This is a genomic window from Rhodospirillaceae bacterium, from assembly GCA_016712715.1.
Classification (GTDB): Bacteria; Pseudomonadota; Alphaproteobacteria; order Dongiales; family Dongiaceae; genus Dongia.
On sequence record JADJQM010000001.1, the window covers coordinates 805285 to 822500 of the forward strand.

At 61.5% G+C, this 17216-nt stretch carries 11 protein-coding genes, 3 tRNA genes and 3 rRNA genes (1 of these 17 running past the window's edge); 10 read left to right on the top strand and 7 right to left on the bottom strand.

Features of this window, described 5'->3' with window-relative positions:
- The first annotated feature begins 48 nt into the window (after nt 1-48).
- From IPK59_04090 to IPK59_04115, 6 genes are all read left to right on the top strand, one after another.
- Nucleotides 49-381, top strand: a complete 333-nt coding sequence (locus IPK59_04090; GenBank protein MBK8157990.1) for a DUF1799 domain-containing protein — start codon at nt 49-51, stop codon at nt 379-381.
- Entirely contained in the window at nt 381-5636 is a 5256-nt protein-coding gene (locus IPK59_04095) for a tape measure protein (GenBank protein ID MBK8157991.1), read from the top strand. Before IPK59_04090 ends, IPK59_04095 begins: the two co-directional genes overlap by 1 nt.
- Complete coding sequence (locus tag IPK59_04100; protein ID MBK8157992.1) at nt 5581-7095, top strand: hypothetical protein; 1515 nt, start codon at nt 5581-5583, stop codon at nt 7093-7095. Before IPK59_04095 ends, IPK59_04100 begins: the two co-directional genes overlap by 56 nt.
- A gap of 3 nt (nt 7096-7098) precedes the next feature.
- Nucleotides 7099-7644: a DUF4376 domain-containing protein gene (locus tag IPK59_04105; protein MBK8157993.1), complete on the top strand. Its 546-nt coding sequence runs from the start codon at nt 7099-7101 to the stop codon at nt 7642-7644.
- 158 nt (nt 7645-7802) lie between these two features.
- Nucleotides 7803-9374, top strand: a complete 1572-nt coding sequence (locus tag IPK59_04110) for a hypothetical protein (GenBank protein MBK8157994.1) — start codon at nt 7803-7805, stop codon at nt 9372-9374.
- A gap of 9 nt (nt 9375-9383) precedes the next feature.
- Entirely contained in the window at nt 9384-10178 is a 795-nt protein-coding gene (locus IPK59_04115) for a hypothetical protein (GenBank protein MBK8157995.1), read from the top strand.
- A 20-nt stretch (nt 10179-10198) separates the two neighbouring features.
- Here IPK59_04115 and IPK59_04120 read toward each other — a convergent pair whose 3' ends face one another.
- Nucleotides 10199-10825, bottom strand: coding sequence for a hypothetical protein (locus IPK59_04120; GenBank protein ID MBK8157996.1), 627 nt, complete (start codon nt 10823-10825; stop codon nt 10199-10201).
- A 148-nt stretch (nt 10826-10973) separates the two neighbouring features.
- Here IPK59_04120 and IPK59_04125 point away from each other — a divergent pair, with 148 nt between their 5' ends.
- The 4 genes from IPK59_04125 (at nt 10974) to IPK59_04140 (ending at nt 13335) form a co-directional block, all read left to right on the top strand.
- Entirely contained in the window at nt 10974-11297 is a 324-nt protein-coding gene (locus IPK59_04125) for a Com family DNA-binding transcriptional regulator (GenBank protein MBK8157997.1), read from the top strand.
- A complete protein-coding gene (locus tag IPK59_04130) occupies nt 11294-12418 on the top strand; it encodes an ABC transporter ATP-binding protein (GenBank protein MBK8157998.1) in 1125 nt (374 codons plus the stop codon). Before IPK59_04125 ends, IPK59_04130 begins: the two co-directional genes overlap by 4 nt.
- Nucleotides 12415-13005: a methionyl-tRNA formyltransferase gene (locus tag IPK59_04135; GenBank protein MBK8157999.1), complete on the top strand. Its 591-nt coding sequence runs from the start codon at nt 12415-12417 to the stop codon at nt 13003-13005. Before IPK59_04130 ends, IPK59_04135 begins: the two co-directional genes overlap by 4 nt.
- A 69-nt stretch (nt 13006-13074) precedes the next feature.
- On the top strand, nt 13075-13335 hold the full coding sequence (locus tag IPK59_04140; GenBank protein MBK8158000.1) for a hypothetical protein: 261 nt from the start codon (nt 13075-13077) through the stop codon (nt 13333-13335).
- Between the two features lie 163 nt (nt 13336-13498).
- On the opposite strand, the gene IPK59_04145 is transcribed toward IPK59_04140, so the two are convergent.
- The 6 genes from IPK59_04145 to IPK59_04170 all read right to left on the bottom strand — a co-directional run.
- A tRNA-Met gene (locus IPK59_04145) sits at nt 13499-13575 on the bottom strand.
- A gap of 143 nt (nt 13576-13718) precedes the next feature.
- Nucleotides 13719-13833, bottom strand: a 5S ribosomal RNA gene (gene rrf, locus IPK59_04150).
- Between the two features lie 120 nt (nt 13834-13953).
- Nucleotides 13954-16422, bottom strand: a 23S ribosomal RNA gene (locus IPK59_04155).
- A 318-nt stretch (nt 16423-16740) separates the two neighbouring features.
- Nucleotides 16741-16817 (bottom strand) — tRNA-Ile (locus IPK59_04160).
- A 99-nt stretch (nt 16818-16916) separates the two neighbouring features.
- Nucleotides 16917-16992 (bottom strand) — tRNA-Ala (locus tag IPK59_04165).
- 187 nt (nt 16993-17179) lie between these two features.
- Nucleotides 17180-17216: ribosomal RNA gene (locus IPK59_04170) — 16S ribosomal RNA — on the bottom strand (it continues 1458 nt past the right edge of the window).
- The 16S, 23S and 5S rRNA genes sit together here with 3 tRNA genes alongside, the layout of an rRNA operon.

Here is a 17216-nt window from a genome sequence, read left to right on the forward strand (position 1 = left end):
CCTCGATCAGCAGCGACGGCAGGAGACGAGGTCAAAGACGAATTCCGCATGATGGGTGTGGCGGAAGAAGAGATCGAGGCGATGGAAGCCGCCGAAGCGGACAACTCCTTGATCGAGATCTGGCCGGAGAACTTGGACAGCCTCCGGCTCTTCCTCGGCGTCATGACGCAATGGCGCCGGGATACCTCCAGCGGATTACCGACCGGCCTCGATTATGCCGGCGTTCAAGCGGGCCTCAAAATGATGCGACGGCATGTTTCAAAGCGGGCGTTCGAGGATCTTCAGGTCCTCGAATCCGCCTATGTCGCCGAAACCCGCAAGGTGGCGAAAGCCGACCAGGACCGCCAGGCAGAGATCGCTAGAATGGGTGGGGCGCGCTGATGACTGATATGCGCGCCTCCCTCATCCTGACGGGCGATAGCAGCGGATTGCGAGCTGCCACCCGCGACGCCAGCGGCGAAGTCCGCCGCCTGTCGGATAGTGCCGAGCGGACGGCCAGCTCCACCAACAAGGCCCGCGATGCTCTCGGGCGGTTTACCGCCGGGGCGGGGGCGGCCAAGGCCGGTGTTGCGGGTGCTGCGGCCGCTGCCGGTGGTGCCGCCGGACAGTTCGATCGCTTGACCGGATCCGCCCAGCGTGCCTCGTCCGCCACCGGCAGCATGACCTCGCAATTGCGCAGTCTGGTCGCTGTCGTCGGTGGTGCTCTCGTCGTGCGCCAGGTTATCCAATGGGCCGACGCCTGGAAACTGACCGAGGGCCGCCTCTCCCTCGTCACCAAGTCCGCCCTCGAGCTGAAGGCCGTCCAGAGCCAGCTCTTCGATGTGTCGCAGCGCACCGGGCAGGCCTTTGGTGGCACCGCAACCCTTTACACGCGGCTGGCGCAGGCGACGGCCCAGCTCGGCACGAGCCAGCGCCAGCTCCTCGCCATCACCGAGACCATCAACCAGGCCTTTGTGGTGTCCGGCGCGGGTGCTGCCGAGGCGCAGGCCGCGATCGTGCAGTTGAGCCAGGCGATCGCCTCGGGCGTCCTGCGCGGCGATGAATTCAATTCCGTCATGGAGCAGGCGCCGCGTCTCTCGCAGGCCCTGTCCGATAGCCTGGGCAAGACCAGAGGCGAATTGCGCGCCATGGCCGAGCAGGGTCAGCTCACCGTTCAAATGATATTGAAGGCCCTCACCGAGGAAGCTCCGAAGATCGGGCAGGAATTTGCCCGCATGCCGCTGACGGTCGGCCGGGCGCTCACCCAACTCGGCAACTCCCTCCAGCGCCTGGTGGGCCTCTCCGACGCTGCCAGCGGCGCCACGACCACCATTGCCGGTGCCATCTCCGATCTCGCCAAGAAGCTGGCGGAGCCACAGGTCGTCGAGGCCGTGGCCCGTTTTGCCGAGGCGCTGTCCGCCGGCCTCCAGTTGGCGATCGACGCCGCCGTGGCCCTTGCCCCACATATCGACACCTTGGCGGCCGCCGTGGCCGGCCTGGTCGCCATCAACATCGGCATCTGGCTGCAGGGTGCCATCCTCGGCATGCGTGCCCTGGCGATCGAGAGCCTAGCCTTTGTCGCGACGCCGTTCGGTATGGTTGCCGTGGCGATCGGCCTGGTGGTTGCCGGCGTCAGCGCCCTGGTGATGGCCAACGCGGAAGCCGCTGCCCAGGAAAAGGCCCTGGCCGACGCGATGAAGGTCACCGATGACGCCCGCCGGCTGTCTTCGGACAAGATCAAGGAAATGACCTCGCTGGAGCGCCAGCTCACGGCCGAGAAGCAGCAGCAGGCAATCGCCACCCAACAGCAGGCTCTGGCGGAGCGCCTCCGATATCAGGATCAGCTCCAGGGCGATCTTGATAAAGAGCGCTCGTATATGTCGCCGCTCTATGACGAGAACGACAAAACGGACCCGGCCAACACTTTCGGCCGCATCCCGACCCTCAAGAACCAGCTTGCCTCGAATTGGGAGCAGATCGACACGCTGCGGCAGTCGATCCTTGACGCAAAGATCGCGCTTCAAGGGCTGTTGAACGGCGAAGTAGTTGCCGACGCCGGCGCCGGCAGCGGCAGCTCCGACACAGGGCTGGTCGACAAGATCAAAAAGGCGCGCGCGCAGATCCAGGACCTGGCGCAGAGCATCGCGGATCTCTCCGCCCAGAAGATCGCGATCGACGGTGGTGGTCTGGAAGGCCTCGACATCACCAAGGATGCGCAGAAGGCGACGGCCATGCTGCTGGAGTTCGGCCAGGCGGCCAAGCTCGGCACGGACGACCTGGCTGGCCTGGAGCGCGCGGCCGGCGTCACCGTCGAACAGATCGCCGCCTGGCTGGCTGATCAGCGCCAGCTCAACAAGGCGATCGACGAAAGCGTCGACCTGCTGACAAAGCAGGCCGAGGCACCCAAGACGTTCGCCAAGTACATCGCGGACCTCGAACAGCAGAACGAGGAACTGCGGCTAGAACTTAACGGCCGCAAGGCGCTCATTCCGTTGCTGCGCGCCGAGGTCGAGCTGAAGGAGCAGCTCGGCCGACCGATCACCGCCGAAGAGCGCGGCCGCCTTAAGGCGCTGCTGGACGATCAGACGAAGCTCAACGCCGCCATCGATCGCCAGAAGGAGATCACTGACGCCGCCAAGAAGTCGGCGGAGATGATGCAGGAGCCGTTCAAAAAGGCGCTGCAAGGCAGCCAGCAAGCCTGGTCGGCGATGTTCCGCAAGATCCTCGACGGCAACGTGAAATCGTTTAAGGATTTCGGCCGCTCGCTCCTCGACGTCTTCAAGCAGCTAGCGGCCGAGATCGCCACGCTGCTGATCTTCCGGCCGATCGTGAGCGGCGTGCTGAGCAATCTCGGCATGGGCGATCTCAGCAGCCAGCTCGGCCTTGGCAGCGGCAATGGCGGCGCCAGCACCGGCGGTACCGGCGGCGGCATCCTCAGCGGGAGCCTCAACGGTGGCCAATTGAATACAGGCATCGGGTCGATGTTCTTTGGCAACGCTGGAACGCCGGCGATCGGCGGCCCACGCCCGAGCGCAGGCGCACCGGCGACGTCGGGTATGTTCGGATCGGGCGGCGCCGGCGGCCTTGGCGGGATGCTCAACAGCCCAGTCGGCGGTGGCATCTTCTCCGGCCTGATGGCCGGCGCCACGACCTATGCCTCGGGCGGCAGCGCTGGCGAGAGCATCGGCGCGGGAGTCGGCGGCGCGATCGGCGGCATCGCCGGTTCGTATTTCGGTCCGGTCGGCTCGATGATCGGCGCCACGGTCGGCTCGATGCTGGGCAAATTCGTCGGCGGCATGTTCGGCAAGAAGGAGAAGTGGAAAAAGCAGAAGAGCGTTGCGGGTGCCACGCTCGGCTTCAACGATCTGGGCATGCTCGATGTCGACGGCACCTTTGCCTATACCAAGGGCAAGGGCATGAAGGCCGACAACCAGGCTGGCGGCAAACTCGGCAACGCCATGTCCCACGCCTTCAATGACTTTTTCCTGGATCTTGGTGCCACGTTCGACCCCTCGGCCGAGGCACAGGTCCAGGAGGTCTATCAGTCGAAGGTGAAGGGCAAGAAGAAGAAGGGTGAAAAACACTACTTCTATGGCAGCTTTGCCGATCAGTATATCGGCACCTCCGAGACCGCCGAGCAGTTCGTGCCACAGTTCCTCAGCGGGTCGCTTGCCGTGGCCGCCGAGAAGGGCCTGGTCAGCGGCGTCTCCGAGACCATCCTCACCATCTTCAAGAATGCCTTCAAGAACAACGACAACATGGGCATTCAGGACGCCGACGAACTCACCAAGATGGTGGATTTCGGCAAGTTCTATGACCGGGTCGACGAGATCCGCACGCCGGCGATCGCCGCCGCCAATGCGTTGACCGATTTGAAGAAGGCGCTGGCCTCCGCCAAATCGACGGCCGAGGAATATGGCCTCTCGGTCGAGCATGTGACTGAGGTCTTCCGGCAGAATTTCGCCGACAGCGTCGATAGCGAGATCCTGCAGATCAAAGACCCGCAAGCCTATGCCATGGCCGAGCTGGAGAAAGAATACGAGGCGCGGAAAGCGGTCGCGACCGAGCTGGGCCTCGACCTCGCCAACGTCGAGGAGCTCTATGCGCTGAAGCGCAAGGCAATCGTCGAGGCCGGCCTCAATGAGATGCAGGATTCCTTCCGGGAGTTCTTCGACGAGCTGACGCTTGGCGATCTCGCCGCCAACACACCAACCCAGAAGCTCAGCCAGGCGCAGGGCCGCTTTAACGACGTCGTGGCGGCCAACGACAACGCCAATTTTGTCGAGGCCGCCCGCGACTATCTCCAGGTCGCCAAGGGCTATTACGGCGCCACCGAGGCCTACGCGAAGATCTACGATCAAATTGTTGAGCTGACGCGCAAGCTCGGCAACATTCCCGGCTTCGCCGGCGGTGGCGTCGCCAGTGGCCTTTCATGGGTGGGCGAGCAAGGTCCGGAGCTGATCAACGCCGGCTCCTCCTCCATGGTCATCAACGCGCGCATGGCCGGACAGCTCGTCAACCGCTACCACACCAATGGCGACACGATGGTCGCCCATATCAATGACAACGAGGCGAAGATCCTCAAGGCGTTCGGTGGTTCGGGCACTGTCAATCCGATGACCGGCCTGCTGCAATTCGGCGGCGGCGGTGGCGCCATGAATGGCAAGGACGGCTCTGGTGTCGGCGGCCATACAGGCGGCGGCATGCATGACAGCACGAAGGACGGCGGGCAGGCGAACCGCGACAGTGTTGGCGGCGGAATTGGCTCGAACAAGAACGGCCCGACTGATCTCAACAGCATGATGTCGGGCACCGAGAGCCTCGCCAAGGTCAAGGAAAAGAACAAGCAGGCCGTCAACGATAACGAGGCCTATCGCGACTACGCCGGCGTCGGCGACACGATCCTGGACCAGATCGGCAATTTCTTTGCCGGCCTTCTCGGCTTTAACGAAATCAATCCTTACGACCAGTCGAAAAATCTCCCCTCATCGAATCCGAACGCGCCTTCAAACACGGGCCAAGCGAGCTGGGGCTTCGATCCCGTTGGGGCCATTGTCGGAGCGATCGGCATGGGCCTCGGCTTCCCCGGCCTTGGCCTCATTGCCGACCAGATCAGCAGCGCGCTCGGCCGGCCGTTTGAAATGAACCTTGGCCCTGATGTGCTGGGCGGTACCGGCGGCTCTATGATGGGCGGCTCTTCCTCCACCGGCAGCGGCGGCGGTACCGGCGGTGGCGTGGGCGATGGCCACGACGGCGGCAGCGATGGCCTGATCAGTGCCTTGACCGGCGGCAAGGTCAAGCTAACCGGCGATCCGGCGAACGACAACAAGGTCGCGGCCCTCAACCAGGTCATGACGCAGCTCATGGGCGGCAGCGCCAGCGGCGGCCTGGCGAGTGGCGCAGCCAACACCGAAAACCATCAAGCTGCTGACAGAGATCCGGGACGGCCAGGCCGATGGCCTGCAAACGCTCGCCGCCAGCTTCTCGCAGCAACTCGGCAAACTCACCACCGAAACCAGGGCGGCCCGCATTGCCGACCAACATGCGACGGCCAACCAATCATGGAGCGGCCGTACCTCGGTCGCTGCGAAGGGGTAATCTATGATCCGCAACAACGTCCAGCAGACCACCAACACCGCCGGCGGCGGCACCTATAACCTCAGTGGCACCGTGACCTCCAAGGGCGTGGTGCCCTTCGCCTCGGTCTGCGTGAGCGGCAAGAAGTATCGCTACAAGGTCGAGATGCAGAACGGGACGGTCTTCGAAGTCAATGAAGGCACCTTCACGGCTGGCGGACCGTCGACCCTGAGCCGCGATCGCCTGATCCAATCGTCGACCGGCAGCCCGATCGCCTGGCCGGACGCCTCCGACAAGATCGTCAGCCTGGTGGCGGTCGCCGAGGACTTCGGGCCGGAAGGTGAGCGCCACCGCTACATCATCGCCGGCGGCACGGCGGCCGCCTATACCGGCGCCACGGACGTCGCCTCGACCGTGCTGGTTGGTGGCATGCGTGTCCATGTGAAGATCCCACTCACCAACAGCGGCGCCTGCACCTACAATCATAATTCGCTCGGCGCCAAGGCGATCAAGAAACGCGGGGTTACGCTCGACCCGGAACCCGGCGAGCTGCCGCAGGATTTCATCGCCGAGCTGGTCTACGAAGCGACGGCCGATGTCTGGCAGGTCGAGAATCCGTGCGTAATGGGATCACTCGGCGTCAAGGTCGTCTCGGCCGCCGCTTATGCCTTCCTTGCTTCCGACGTCGGCAAACTGATCGTATTCACCAATGCTGCCGGCTGCGCAGTCACCCTCTCGCAGGCAACCGGCGCCTTTGCATCGCCCTGGTGGACGGAATGCCAGAACGCCGGCGCCGGCAGCGTCGTGATTACGCCTGCGACTTCGACGATCGACGGCGCGGCCACATTGACGATCGCGCCGAATTCCGGCGCCGAGATCCGCAGCGATGGCGCCAACTATCGGACGCGCCGTGACGCCGGCGGCGCCTTTTCACTCCCGGTCACTACCAAGGCGGTCACCTATGCGATGGTCGTCGCCGACAAGGGCACCGAGATCAACTTCACGACTGCCGGCGTCACCTTCAATCTTCTTGCTGCCGCCACGGCCGGGAACGGCGGCACAATCGGTGTGCGGAACTCTGCGGCGTCTGGTGACGTTACAATCGATCCCAACGGCGCCGAGACGCTGGACGGCCTTACCACGCGCCTGCTACGCCCCGGCAATTTCGTGCTTTTGCGCAGCGACGGGATCAACTGGCGGACGCTCACCGGCTTCTATTCATTCGAGAGCGCCGAGCAGACGCTGGCACTCTCGACGGTGTTCACCGTCGCGCACGGCCTCGGCGAACAGCCGAACTGCTATCAAGCTGTCTTCCGGTGCAAAACCGCCGATTTAAATTGGGCCGTTGGCGATGAGATCGATTACGGGGCGGTCCAATGGACCTACGGTGGGGCCCTCCAGGCGGATGCCACCAACATGCGGGGTAGCATCAATCAGACTTACTATCCGAACATCACCAATCGAACCAGCGGCGCGGGCACCACCTTGACGGCGGCAAACTGGAAGCTCGTATTTCGCGCCAAGTGCATCAAGGGGTAAGCCATGCAAATGTTCTATGTCGATGAGGCCGGAAAGTGCCTGGGCTGTTTCGATGGCCCTGAGGAACACCACCCCTACGGCAACGCCACGCCCGTGGCCGCCGCCCCCGTGGACGCTGGCGCACAGCTTTGGCAGGGCGGTGCCTGGGTTTGGCCGATAGCCCCGGTTCGGGTGGCGAAGATTGCCGCCATTAAGCAACGTCTCGCTCAAGCGCTGCGTCTGGTGCCATGTCCGCTCGCCGGCAATCGCCCTATCCAGCTCGACATGGAGTCGCAGGGGAACATTGGCGACGCCACGCAGCAAGCGTCCGTCGTCAAGGCGAGCGCAGGTTTGATTGCTTGGCCGCAGCGAATGATCGACAAGGGGTGGCGCATGGCAGACAACACATGGTATCCGCTACCGACCCCTGACAGCATGATTTCCTTGGGCCTTTGGGCCGCGCATGCCGTCGAGCTCCGCCGGGACGTGGCCTGGTCGCACATTGACGCTGTGCGCGCCTTGAACGAGCCGGCGGCCGTCGAAGCCTACGACATCGAGACCGGTTGGTAAGCCGTGCTGACCGGTGACCCTGTCGCTTCCGTTCCTGTCGCCTCGGCGTCGCTTCCCACGACGCCGGTAGCGCCAGAATTCATCAAGCTGCAAGACGATTCGATCGTCGACCTGGTCGCCATTGTCATCTTGACGCCCTTCACGCGGGATGATGCCTGATGCTGCCCGGCGCACAACCCGTCGCCTTTTCACCCGTGGGCGGTGCCGGCATCCTGCCTACGGGCCTTGCCGGCCCGGCACCCGTTGGCTTCTCCGATCGCGGCTGGACCGGCGAGCCTAGCGACACAATTTGGCCGAACCGGCATTTCTCACCGCGCGTCGAACAACCGCTTAGCCTCTCCCGCTCCATTCCGATTTCGCCACTCGATCAGCAACGTGTCGTGCCAACCTCTGCAACGCAGTCGTTCCTCAATGGCGACGGCGGCCTTGACGACATGATCAGCGTCATGGCGATCGACGGCCGCGACGTCGAAGTGAAGATCGGCGCACCGCTCTATGACGGCAGCCAGTTTCAAACGCTGTTCAAAGGCACCGCTGGCGGCTGGCGCTGCGCCGACAAGGGTCGCATTGAGCTAACCCTGCGCGACCTGGTGTGGCCATTAGACAAGCCAATCCAGAAGAACCGCTACGGCGGCACCGGCGGCCTTGATGGCACCCCGGATCTTGCCGGCGTGCCGAAGCCGCTCGCCTTCGGTCGGCCGCTCAATATCGAGCTGAAGCTCATCGACCCGGTCAACCTCATCTATCAGTTTCACGATGGCTCGGCCGGCGGCGTCCTTAATTGCTATGTCAACGCCGCTCCCCTGACGCAGGCCGGCGACGTTGCCGATATCCTGCTCGCTGCGCCGGCCGCCGGGTTCTATTCGACCCAACTCTCCGGCGGCTATGTCCGCCTTGGCGCCTCCCCGGACGGAATCGTCACCGCCGATGTGATCGGCGACAACAAGTGGGGTGTCACGCCGCTCAACACGGCCGATGTCGTCTATCGAATCCTGCGCGATCGCCTGGACCTGTCGGACGGGCTCATGGACGGGCCGAGCTTCACCGCCCTGGCGCTCGCCTGGCCCGGCGTCATCGGCCTCTATATCCCGGCCGAGAATGCCGGCGCTGTCCAGACACTCAACCGCCTCCTGGGGCCGGTGCTGGGTTTCATGGTGCATGGTCGCACCGGTACCTTGCGCGTCGGCTCGCTCGCCCTCTCGATGCTGAGCGGCATCAATGCGACGACCCCGAAGGCGACGCTCGATGATAAGGACAGCATCGAGGTCACGTTGATGGACGTGCCGGATACCCTCAACCCACCCTTCTGGCGCGTGCAGGTTGGCTGGGGCCTCAACTGGACGCCGATGTCGGCGCAGGACATCGCCGGCGTCATCATCGACACGCAGCCCGAGCGGTATCAGTTTCTCACCTCGCCGGCACGCTACGTGAAGAGCGAAGACGCAGCGATCCAGATCCGGCATCCGCAGGCGCAGGACATCTACGTGGACTCGCTCTTCGTCGAGCAGGCCGAGGCGCTGCGCCTAGCTGAGATCATCATCGCGAACCACGGCCGCATGCCGATGCTGGCGAGGGTGGCTTGCCAATCGCAAGGCTACCTTCTCGAAAACAACGACGTGATCCGCGTCGACAATCCCCGTTACGGCCTCAGCGGTGGCCGGCCGGTCGTCGTGATCACGGTCGAACTCGACGTGCAGATGCGCGCCAGCTCCCTTGTAGTGATGTGGTGAAGGACTGACATGCCCACGATCGCGCTCTCCTGGATCAATCACCTCAAGGCGGCAACCCTTGCCGCTTCGTCGGAGGTAGGCTCCCTCTCGGCCGCCAATCTCCTGGTCGACCATCTCGCCACCAAATGGCGGAGCGCGCCGGGCACGGCCGCCTTCATCACGGCGGACCTCACGGCGGCCAAGCCTTGCCGGCTGTTCGGGATCTTCGGCAGCAATGTGACACCCGCCGCCACCTGGCGGGTGCGCCTATCGTCGAGTGCTGCCCATGCCGGCGATCTCTATGACAGCGGCGTCGTCGCCATGGGTGCCGTGGTGGTCAACACGGTGCTAAAGCGCAATATCGCGCAGGCGGCCCTGCTGCTGCCGGCGGCCATCAATGCGCGTTATGTGAAGATCGATTTAAGCGACGCATCGATCGCCTTGAACTATGTCGAGGCGGGTGCCGCGTGGGCGGGCGACGCATGGCAACCGGCCTATGGTCGCTCCTGGGGCGCAGTCGACGGCTTCAAGGATGAAGGCCCGGCCAGCTATTCAGAGGGTGGCCAAAAATACATCATCCGGCGCGATCGCCAGCGGGTGCAGCAATTCTCGCTCGATAACCTCACCGATGCCGAGCGGTACAATCAGGTTTCAGCCCTCGATCGCTTGGCCGGCCGGGTGGAGAACATCCTGGTCGTGCCGGAGCCGGGTGGCGCCTATCAGAATCATGACACAGTCTTCGGTACGCTCTCCGCGCTTGGCGCCGTCACGCGGCGTCAGGTCAATCTGCGGGCGCGACGTTTTGAGATTGAAGAAAGACTATGACGACTAGAAGATATGCCCCATCATTCCTCGATAAAGGCAACGATGGCTTCACATTCGCGAAGTGCTGCCTCCAGATCAGCGACGTAGGCAAGGTATGTAACATTGTCGCCGAGGCTGATGTCCCAGACGGTGCCGTCGCCTTCATCAATCGGCCATACGTCGTGTTCGTTGCTGTAGTGGCGGCTGGCGTTACGGGCGTGAGCCACCGCTTTGGCAACACCGGTTACAACTCGGCGGTCGCAGCGAGAGACAGCCTCCCAATTTTCCTTAAAAAACTGGACCATCCCATGGCGGTCGTCGTGGGCATAGAAATTCGTCTTGCTACCCTTCTCCTTTTCGGCTTGGCGGGCATTAGTATCGAGATCGGACTGCAAGCTCTCGACGTAAGCCTTAAGCGTGGGAAGCAGCACGAGGCCGAAGGCGTCGACGAATTTGTCGTGTTCGTCAACTCGATCTTGTCGTTCCTTATCTCTTTGCCACGCCGGAATCAGAACTGCGAGTACCAGCGCATCGATCGTTCCGATTACCTGCATCCAGGCCGCTGCGCTTTCAGACCAAAGCCCAACACCGAGGGCACTGGCCTGCTCGTACCACCATACGATGACGATCGCATTAGTCAGGACGGCGACCGTCAAAAGAGACGCCATGGTCGCACTCAACCTCATAGAGACCTCCCCCGCCCGAATTGGCGGGGGCCGGGCTGCGGAAACAGCCCAAGCCGCGTGCTTGCGACACGCATGGGTAAACCCAACCCGCACCCCTGCAGGGGCGGGTTATTGGTAGATGTGATTCGCAATGGAGTCGATACGCTGCGGTTCTTGCCGCGCCCTGTTGTTCATAGTACGTTCTGGAGGCAGCGCGGAAATCGAAATAAAGTGCCGGCGCTGCCGGACTATCAACCATATCCGCAGGGCGAGACCCCGGAATCCGAGCGCACCAAAGCGCCAGACGTCAGCGAGGACGATCATGGCGCAACCCCGTCGAAAACTCCCCGGCCGTAACGGCTTCAAATATCGCCCACGATTTGGCGTCATCGTGCTGTGTGCCGATGAAGCCGAGCAACGGCGCATCTATGACAAGCTGCGACGGCGCCACGAAGTCCGCGTGGTGACCGTATGAAGATCTCGGTCCACCATAGCTGCGATGAGGCGGAGAGTTATCGCGCCGCTCGCGTTAAGTCGCTTTTCAATGTCGAAAGCGGCGCCACCTTCGATCTCGATGCCGAACTGCCGATCGAGGATCTGGCCTGGCGCCTCGGCGTCATCGTCGGGCCATCCGGTGCTGGCAAGAGCAGCCTAGGGCAGCGCCTGTGGGGCCAGGATTCCGTCTACACGCCCGATTGGCCCGATGCTCCGATCATCGACGCCGTCGCACCCGGCGCGGCCTTTGACGACGTTACGGCGGCGCTGGCGGCTGTGGGCCTCGGCTCCGTGCCGACATGGCTGCGGCCGTATCGCGTGCTGTCTAATGGCGAGCGATTCCGCGCCGACTTGGCGCGCCTAGTCGCCGGCGACGTGACCCGCGTGGTGGTCGACGAATTCTCGTCTGTTGTCGATCGCCAAATCGCCCGCGTGGGCGCCATGGCATTCGGTAAAGCCTGGCGCCGGCGGCCAGTCGGCCAGGCGCTGCTGTTAAGCTGCCATTACGACATCATCGACTGGCTGCAACCCGATTGGGTGCTGGATCTGAAGGACGGGCGGTTTCACGCGAGGTGGCGAAGGCGCCGGCCGGCGATCGAGCTGGAGATCCGCGAAACCGACTGGCGATGGTGGCCGCACTTTGAGCCGCATCATTATCTGAAATTGCCGAAGATGATCGCCGCCAGGTGCTACGTCGCCTTTGTGAATGACGAGCCCGTGGCCCACGTCGCTTTCTCGACCAGGCCGGGCATGTTGGAGGCCCGCGCGTGCCGCCTGGTCGTCATGCCGGAGTGGCAAGGCGCCGGCGTCGGCATGCGCTTCCTGAATGCCGTCTGTGGTCGCTGGCGGGCGGGCAAGAACCGCTTCGGCCTTCGCATGCCGACGCTCTTCCATACCAGCCACCCGGGCCTGGCGGCCGCCCTACGGCGTGATCGCTCCTGGACGCAGGTTTCGGCTGTCCTTCACGGCGACAATCGCGAGCGGTCGAAGGCGTCGATCGCCCGCTCGGCCGTGAACTTCAAGAGCAACGCGCCGGGCGCCGGTTTCGGAGGCCATTTCCGGGCGGTCCAGGGTTTCCGATACATCGGGGAGGCGACATGAAGACCGAGCTGGTAGCGCCGCTCCGCCTGGCCCTCGTGAGGCAGAAATGGCTGGGTGAAAAGGTGCTGGAGCGGTGCCTCTCGATCGGCGAGGTCGAGGTGGCCCGCGTGATCGCTCCATCGGCCGACGATCGGCTCGGCGTCGCGGCCATCCGGCACCGCATATCCCTGCACCTGGCCGACCGGCAAGTGACTCCGGCGCATCTCCCCTACAACGTCGACCTGATCGTCTGCGCTCATGCCCATGCCTACGTCACCCGGCCGGCGCGACAGGCGGCACGGCTAGGGGCAATCGGCTACCACCCTTCGCTCCTTCCCCTATACCGGGGCAAGGATGCCATTGAGCAGGCGATCGCGGCCGGCCAAAGGGTCACCGGGGGCACGGTCTACGAGCTGGATGACGGGTACGACACGGGCCGCGAACTAGATCAGGATTGGTGCTTTATCCGGCCCGACGATACCCCGACGGAGCTATGGCGGCGGGAGCTTGGGCCGATGGGCCTGAAGCTGCTCGGCCACCGCATCCGGGGGCTGGCTTTGCGAAGCTACCGGGCCAGCTTTTCGCGTCGCGAAGGGGTGGTTTCTTAGAGGGTATCTCCCGCCTGTTGATCGGGCTACGCTGCCCGCACTGAGACTTAGAAGGTGCAGGAGGTAATGATGCAGGGCAATCGCTACCTGGAGCTGGTTGATTTTGCCATCCAAACGTACACCAAAGAGAGAGCCAAGGACCTGGAACGGCTGGCTCCGCTTGAGGCCGGAACGCTCACACACTGGACGCGCGGCAAGGGCGGCGAGGACGTTGATATAACGGCCGAGATAATTGCGGAACGCCGGGCGCGCGTCGCCCTATATGACGCTCTGATCGTGCGATACAAGGCCGATTTAGAGGAGCATGAAAAGCGGCCAGAACGTCCTTAGAACTGGCGTGTTCGGAGTGCTCCAGATTCAAGTGGCGGCAACTCCAGGATCAAGTGGCGCGCTACACCGTGTTGAGACTTGTAACTTTCCTCCTGCGACAAGTACCCGTCCGGAATCAAAAAGCCCCGCGCATGTGAGGTGCGCGGGGCGTTTAGTTGGTATTTGGTTGCGGGAGTAGGATTTGAACCTACGACCTTCAGGTTATGAGCCTGACGAGCTACCGGGCTGCTCCATCCCGCGTAAGGATGTTTGGTGCGTTTGAAGGACGAAAGGCGCGCTTTGTTGATGAGCGCGCCTTTGTAATTGTTGTCGTTGTTGATGTACCCTTCGAAGCTCTGGAGGAGCGAAGAAGGGCTGATGCAATATTTATCCGGACTTTGAAGACCTGGCGGCGACCTACTCTCCCGCGCCTTGAGACGCAGTACCATTGGCGCTGAGGGTTTTCACGGCCGAGTTCGGGATGGGATCGGGTGCAGGCCCCTCGCCATAACCACCAGGTCATCGAAGGCCGGATTGCAACTCGTCTTGTGGGACGAGCGATTACCAATATGAAGTGCTGAATGTGCCGAGGCCTGTAGTTCAGCTGCCTTTCGGCAGTGCCTTGCAAGTATGAAGGCGAAGATCAAGCCAGTGGAGCGATTAGTACCGGTTAGCTCCGTACATTACCGCACTTCCACACCCGGCCTATCAACGTGATGGTCTCCCACGGCTCTCATAGGGAGTATTAGTTTTGAGGTGGGTTTCCCGCTTAGATGCTTTATCAGCCTGTTATCCCCAGCGTACCTTTTATCCGTTGAGCGATGGCCCTTCCACTCGGGACCACCGGATCACTATGACCGACTTTCGTCTCTGCTCGACTTGTCGGTCTCGCAGTCAGGCAGGCTTATGCCATTGCACTCAACAGCTGATTTCCGACCAGCCTGAGCTCACCATCGCGCGCCTCCGTTACTCTTTGGGAGGCGACCGCCCCAGTCAAACTACCCACCATGCAGGGTCCCGGTCCCGGATAACGGGACGCGGTTAGATATCAAAAATCGCAAGGGTGGTATTTCAAGGGTGCCTCCACACCAGCTGGCGCCGCCGCTTCATAGGCTCCCACCTATCCTACACATGCGATTCCTAATACCACTGCAAAGTTGTAGTAAAGGTGCACGGGGTCTTTCCGTCTAACCGCGGGAACTCCGCATCTTCACGGAGAATTCAATTTCGCTGAGGTGATGTTGGAGACAGCGGGGAAGTCGTTACGCCATTCGTGCAGGTCGGAACTTACCCGACAAGGAATTTCGCTACCTTAGGACCGTTATAGTTACGGCCGCCGTTTACTGGGGCTTCGATTCAGAGCTTGCACCCCTCCTCTTAACCTTCCAGCACCGGGCAGGCGTCAGACCCTATACGTCGTCTTAAAGATTTAGCAGAGTCCTGTGTTTTAGTTAAACAGTCGCTACCCCCCTGTTCTGTGCCCCCACCCATGGTTGCCCACAAATAGGGCCCTCTTCTCCCGAAGTTACAAGGGCAATTTGCCGAGTTCCTTCAACATCATTCTCTCAAGCGCCTTGGTATACTCTACCTGTCCACCTGTGTCGGTTTGGGGTACGGTCTATACGCTGGGAGTTATTTCCCGGAACACCTTCGCGGCCACCACAATCCGATAAGTGGTAACAACTTACGGCATTCGTCACTTCCAACAGGCCCTAGGAATATTAACCAGGTTCCCATCGACTACGCCTTTCGGCCTCGCCTTAGGGACCGGCTCACCCTGCGCGGATTAACCTTGCGCAGGAACCCTTGGACTTACGGCGAAAGTGTTTCTCACACTTTTTATCGCTACTCGTGTCAGCATTCTCACTTCCGATACCTCCAGCATCCCTCACGGAACACCTTCACAGACTTGCGGAACGCTCCGCTACTGCGTGAACAGGACGCTACCCTGATCACACCCGCAGCTTCGGTGCATGGCTTTAGCCCCGATACATTTTCGGCGCAGGATAGCTTAATTAGACCAGTGAGCTATTACGCTTTCTTTAAAGGATGGCTGCTTCTAAGCCAACCTCCTGGTTGTTATGGCCTTCCCACATCCTTTCCAACTTAGCCACCATTTGGGGACCTTAGCTGGCGGTCTGGGCTCTTCCCTCTCGACCATGGACCTTAGCACCCACAGTCTGTCTGCCGGGATCTAAACCGCTGGTATTCGGAGTTTGGTTAGGTTTGGTAAAGATCGCCTCCCCTAGCCCATCCAGTGCTCTACCCCAGCGGTGAATCACCCGACGCTCTACCTAAATAGATTTCGGGGAGAACCAGCTATTTCCGAGTTTGATTGGCCTTTCACCCCTATCCACAGGTCATCCCCATCTTTTTCAACGGATACGGGTTCGGTCCTCCAGCCGGTGTTACCCGACCTTCAACCTGTCCATGGCTAGATCACCCGGTTTCGGGTCTAATCCTACGAACTCAATCGCCCTGTTCAGACTCGCTTTCGCTACGCCTCCACCTACCGGCTTAAGCTTGCTCGTAAGACCAACTCGCTGACCCATTATACAAAAGGTACGCCGTCACCCCATACGAGGCTCCCACTGTTTGTAGGCATTCGGTTTCAGGTTCTATTTCACTCCCCTCATCGGGGTGCTTTTCACCTTTCCCTCACGGTACTGGTTCACTATCGGTCACTGAGGAGTACTTAGGCTTGGAGGGTGGTCCCCCCATGTTCAGACAGGATTTCACGTGTCCCGCCCTACTCAAGGATATAAAGCCTTCCTACCCGTACGGGGCTATCACCCACTACGGTCTGCCTTTCCAGACAGTTCTAGTTCTAAGATTAAGTACCACTGGCCTGGTCCGCGTTCGCTCGCCACTACTAGCGGAGTCTCTGTTGATGTCCTTTCCTCCAGGTACTGAGATGTTTCAGTTCCCCGGGTTCGCCTCCTTACCCTATGTATTCAGATAAGGATCACCTTACGGTGGGGTTTCCCCATTCGGAAATCCACGGATCAAAGCCTGCTCGCGGCTCCCCGTGGCTTATCGCAACGTGCTACGTCCTTCATCGCCTCTCAATGCCAAGGCATCCACCAAATGCCCTTAACGCGCTTGATCCTAACCCTCAATCTCACAAGCTGAGACCAAAGGCCTCGGCACACTCAGCACTTCAGTTGGTAATCTATACGACCACAGGCTCAGTGAATGACAGCTTACCCCACCCGGACAACCAATCACTTGGTTTCCAGTCAGGTTTAGCCAGCCACCCACATGCGGTTTATACGGGAAAGACCGCCCGTGGTCGCTTGCATCAGATCTACAATGACAAACAGCTTTTCGAAGAAGTCCACCAGACCGTAGCCCAGTGGCACACCTCAAACTCTTGAACCCGCTCAGCGGCGGCACTCCCTCGCGGGAGGCGTCGCGCGCAAACAATGGTGGGCCAGGGAAGATTTGAACTTCCGACCTCACGCTTATCAAGCGCGCGCTCTAACCAGCTGAGCTACTAGCCCATATTCTTCCGAGAAACAGTGAGGATCCTTTTTACCCGGAGCCGCCCTCGTCGGCGAAGCCGACAAACGCAACATCCGAGATCGGCGACACCACGATAGTGGTGGAGCCGATCGGGATCGAACCGACGACCTCAAGCTTGCAAAGCTAGCGCTCTCCCAACTGAGCTACGGCCCCAACGGTGCAAAACACCGCCGCCCGGCAACATCAATTCACATTGATGGCCTGGCCTGTTTCTCGAGAAGGGATACGCAGACGGCGGATCCGACGGGTTACCCCATCAGAGCCAGTAATCTTGAGTGGTTTTCAGTAGTTGTTGGTAAAGCAAAGGAGGAGTGTGAGCTCTTGACCTTCGCTTCCTTAGAAAGGAGGTGATCCAGCCGCAGGTTCCCCTACGGCTA

Bases quoted from the DNA above. Each gene is read 5' to 3' on its own strand.
- IPK59_04090 (MBK8157990.1), top strand. From the start codon at position 49: ATGATGGGTGTGGCGGAAGAAGAGATCGAGGCGATGGAAGCCGCCGAA.
- IPK59_04095 (MBK8157991.1), top strand. From the start codon at position 381: ATGACTGATATGCGCGCCTCCCTCATCCTGACGGGCGATAGCAGCGGA.
- IPK59_04100 (MBK8157992.1), top strand. From the start codon at position 5,581: ATGATCCGCAACAACGTCCAGCAGACCACCAACACCGCCGGCGGCGGC.
- IPK59_04105 (MBK8157993.1), top strand. From the start codon at position 7,099: ATGCAAATGTTCTATGTCGATGAGGCCGGAAAGTGCCTGGGCTGTTTC.
- IPK59_04110 (MBK8157994.1), top strand. From the start codon at position 7,803: ATGCTGCCCGGCGCACAACCCGTCGCCTTTTCACCCGTGGGCGGTGCC.
- IPK59_04115 (MBK8157995.1), top strand. From the start codon at position 9,384: ATGCCCACGATCGCGCTCTCCTGGATCAATCACCTCAAGGCGGCAACC.
- IPK59_04120 (MBK8157996.1), bottom strand. From the start codon at position 10,825: ATGGCGTCTCTTTTGACGGTCGCCGTCCTGACTAATGCGATCGTCATC.
- IPK59_04125 (MBK8157997.1), top strand. From the start codon at position 10,974: ATGGAGTCGATACGCTGCGGTTCTTGCCGCGCCCTGTTGTTCATAGTA.
- IPK59_04130 (MBK8157998.1), top strand. From the start codon at position 11,294: ATGAAGATCTCGGTCCACCATAGCTGCGATGAGGCGGAGAGTTATCGC.
- IPK59_04135 (MBK8157999.1), top strand. From the start codon at position 12,415: ATGAAGACCGAGCTGGTAGCGCCGCTCCGCCTGGCCCTCGTGAGGCAG.
- IPK59_04140 (MBK8158000.1), top strand. From the start codon at position 13,075: ATGCAGGGCAATCGCTACCTGGAGCTGGTTGATTTTGCCATCCAAACG.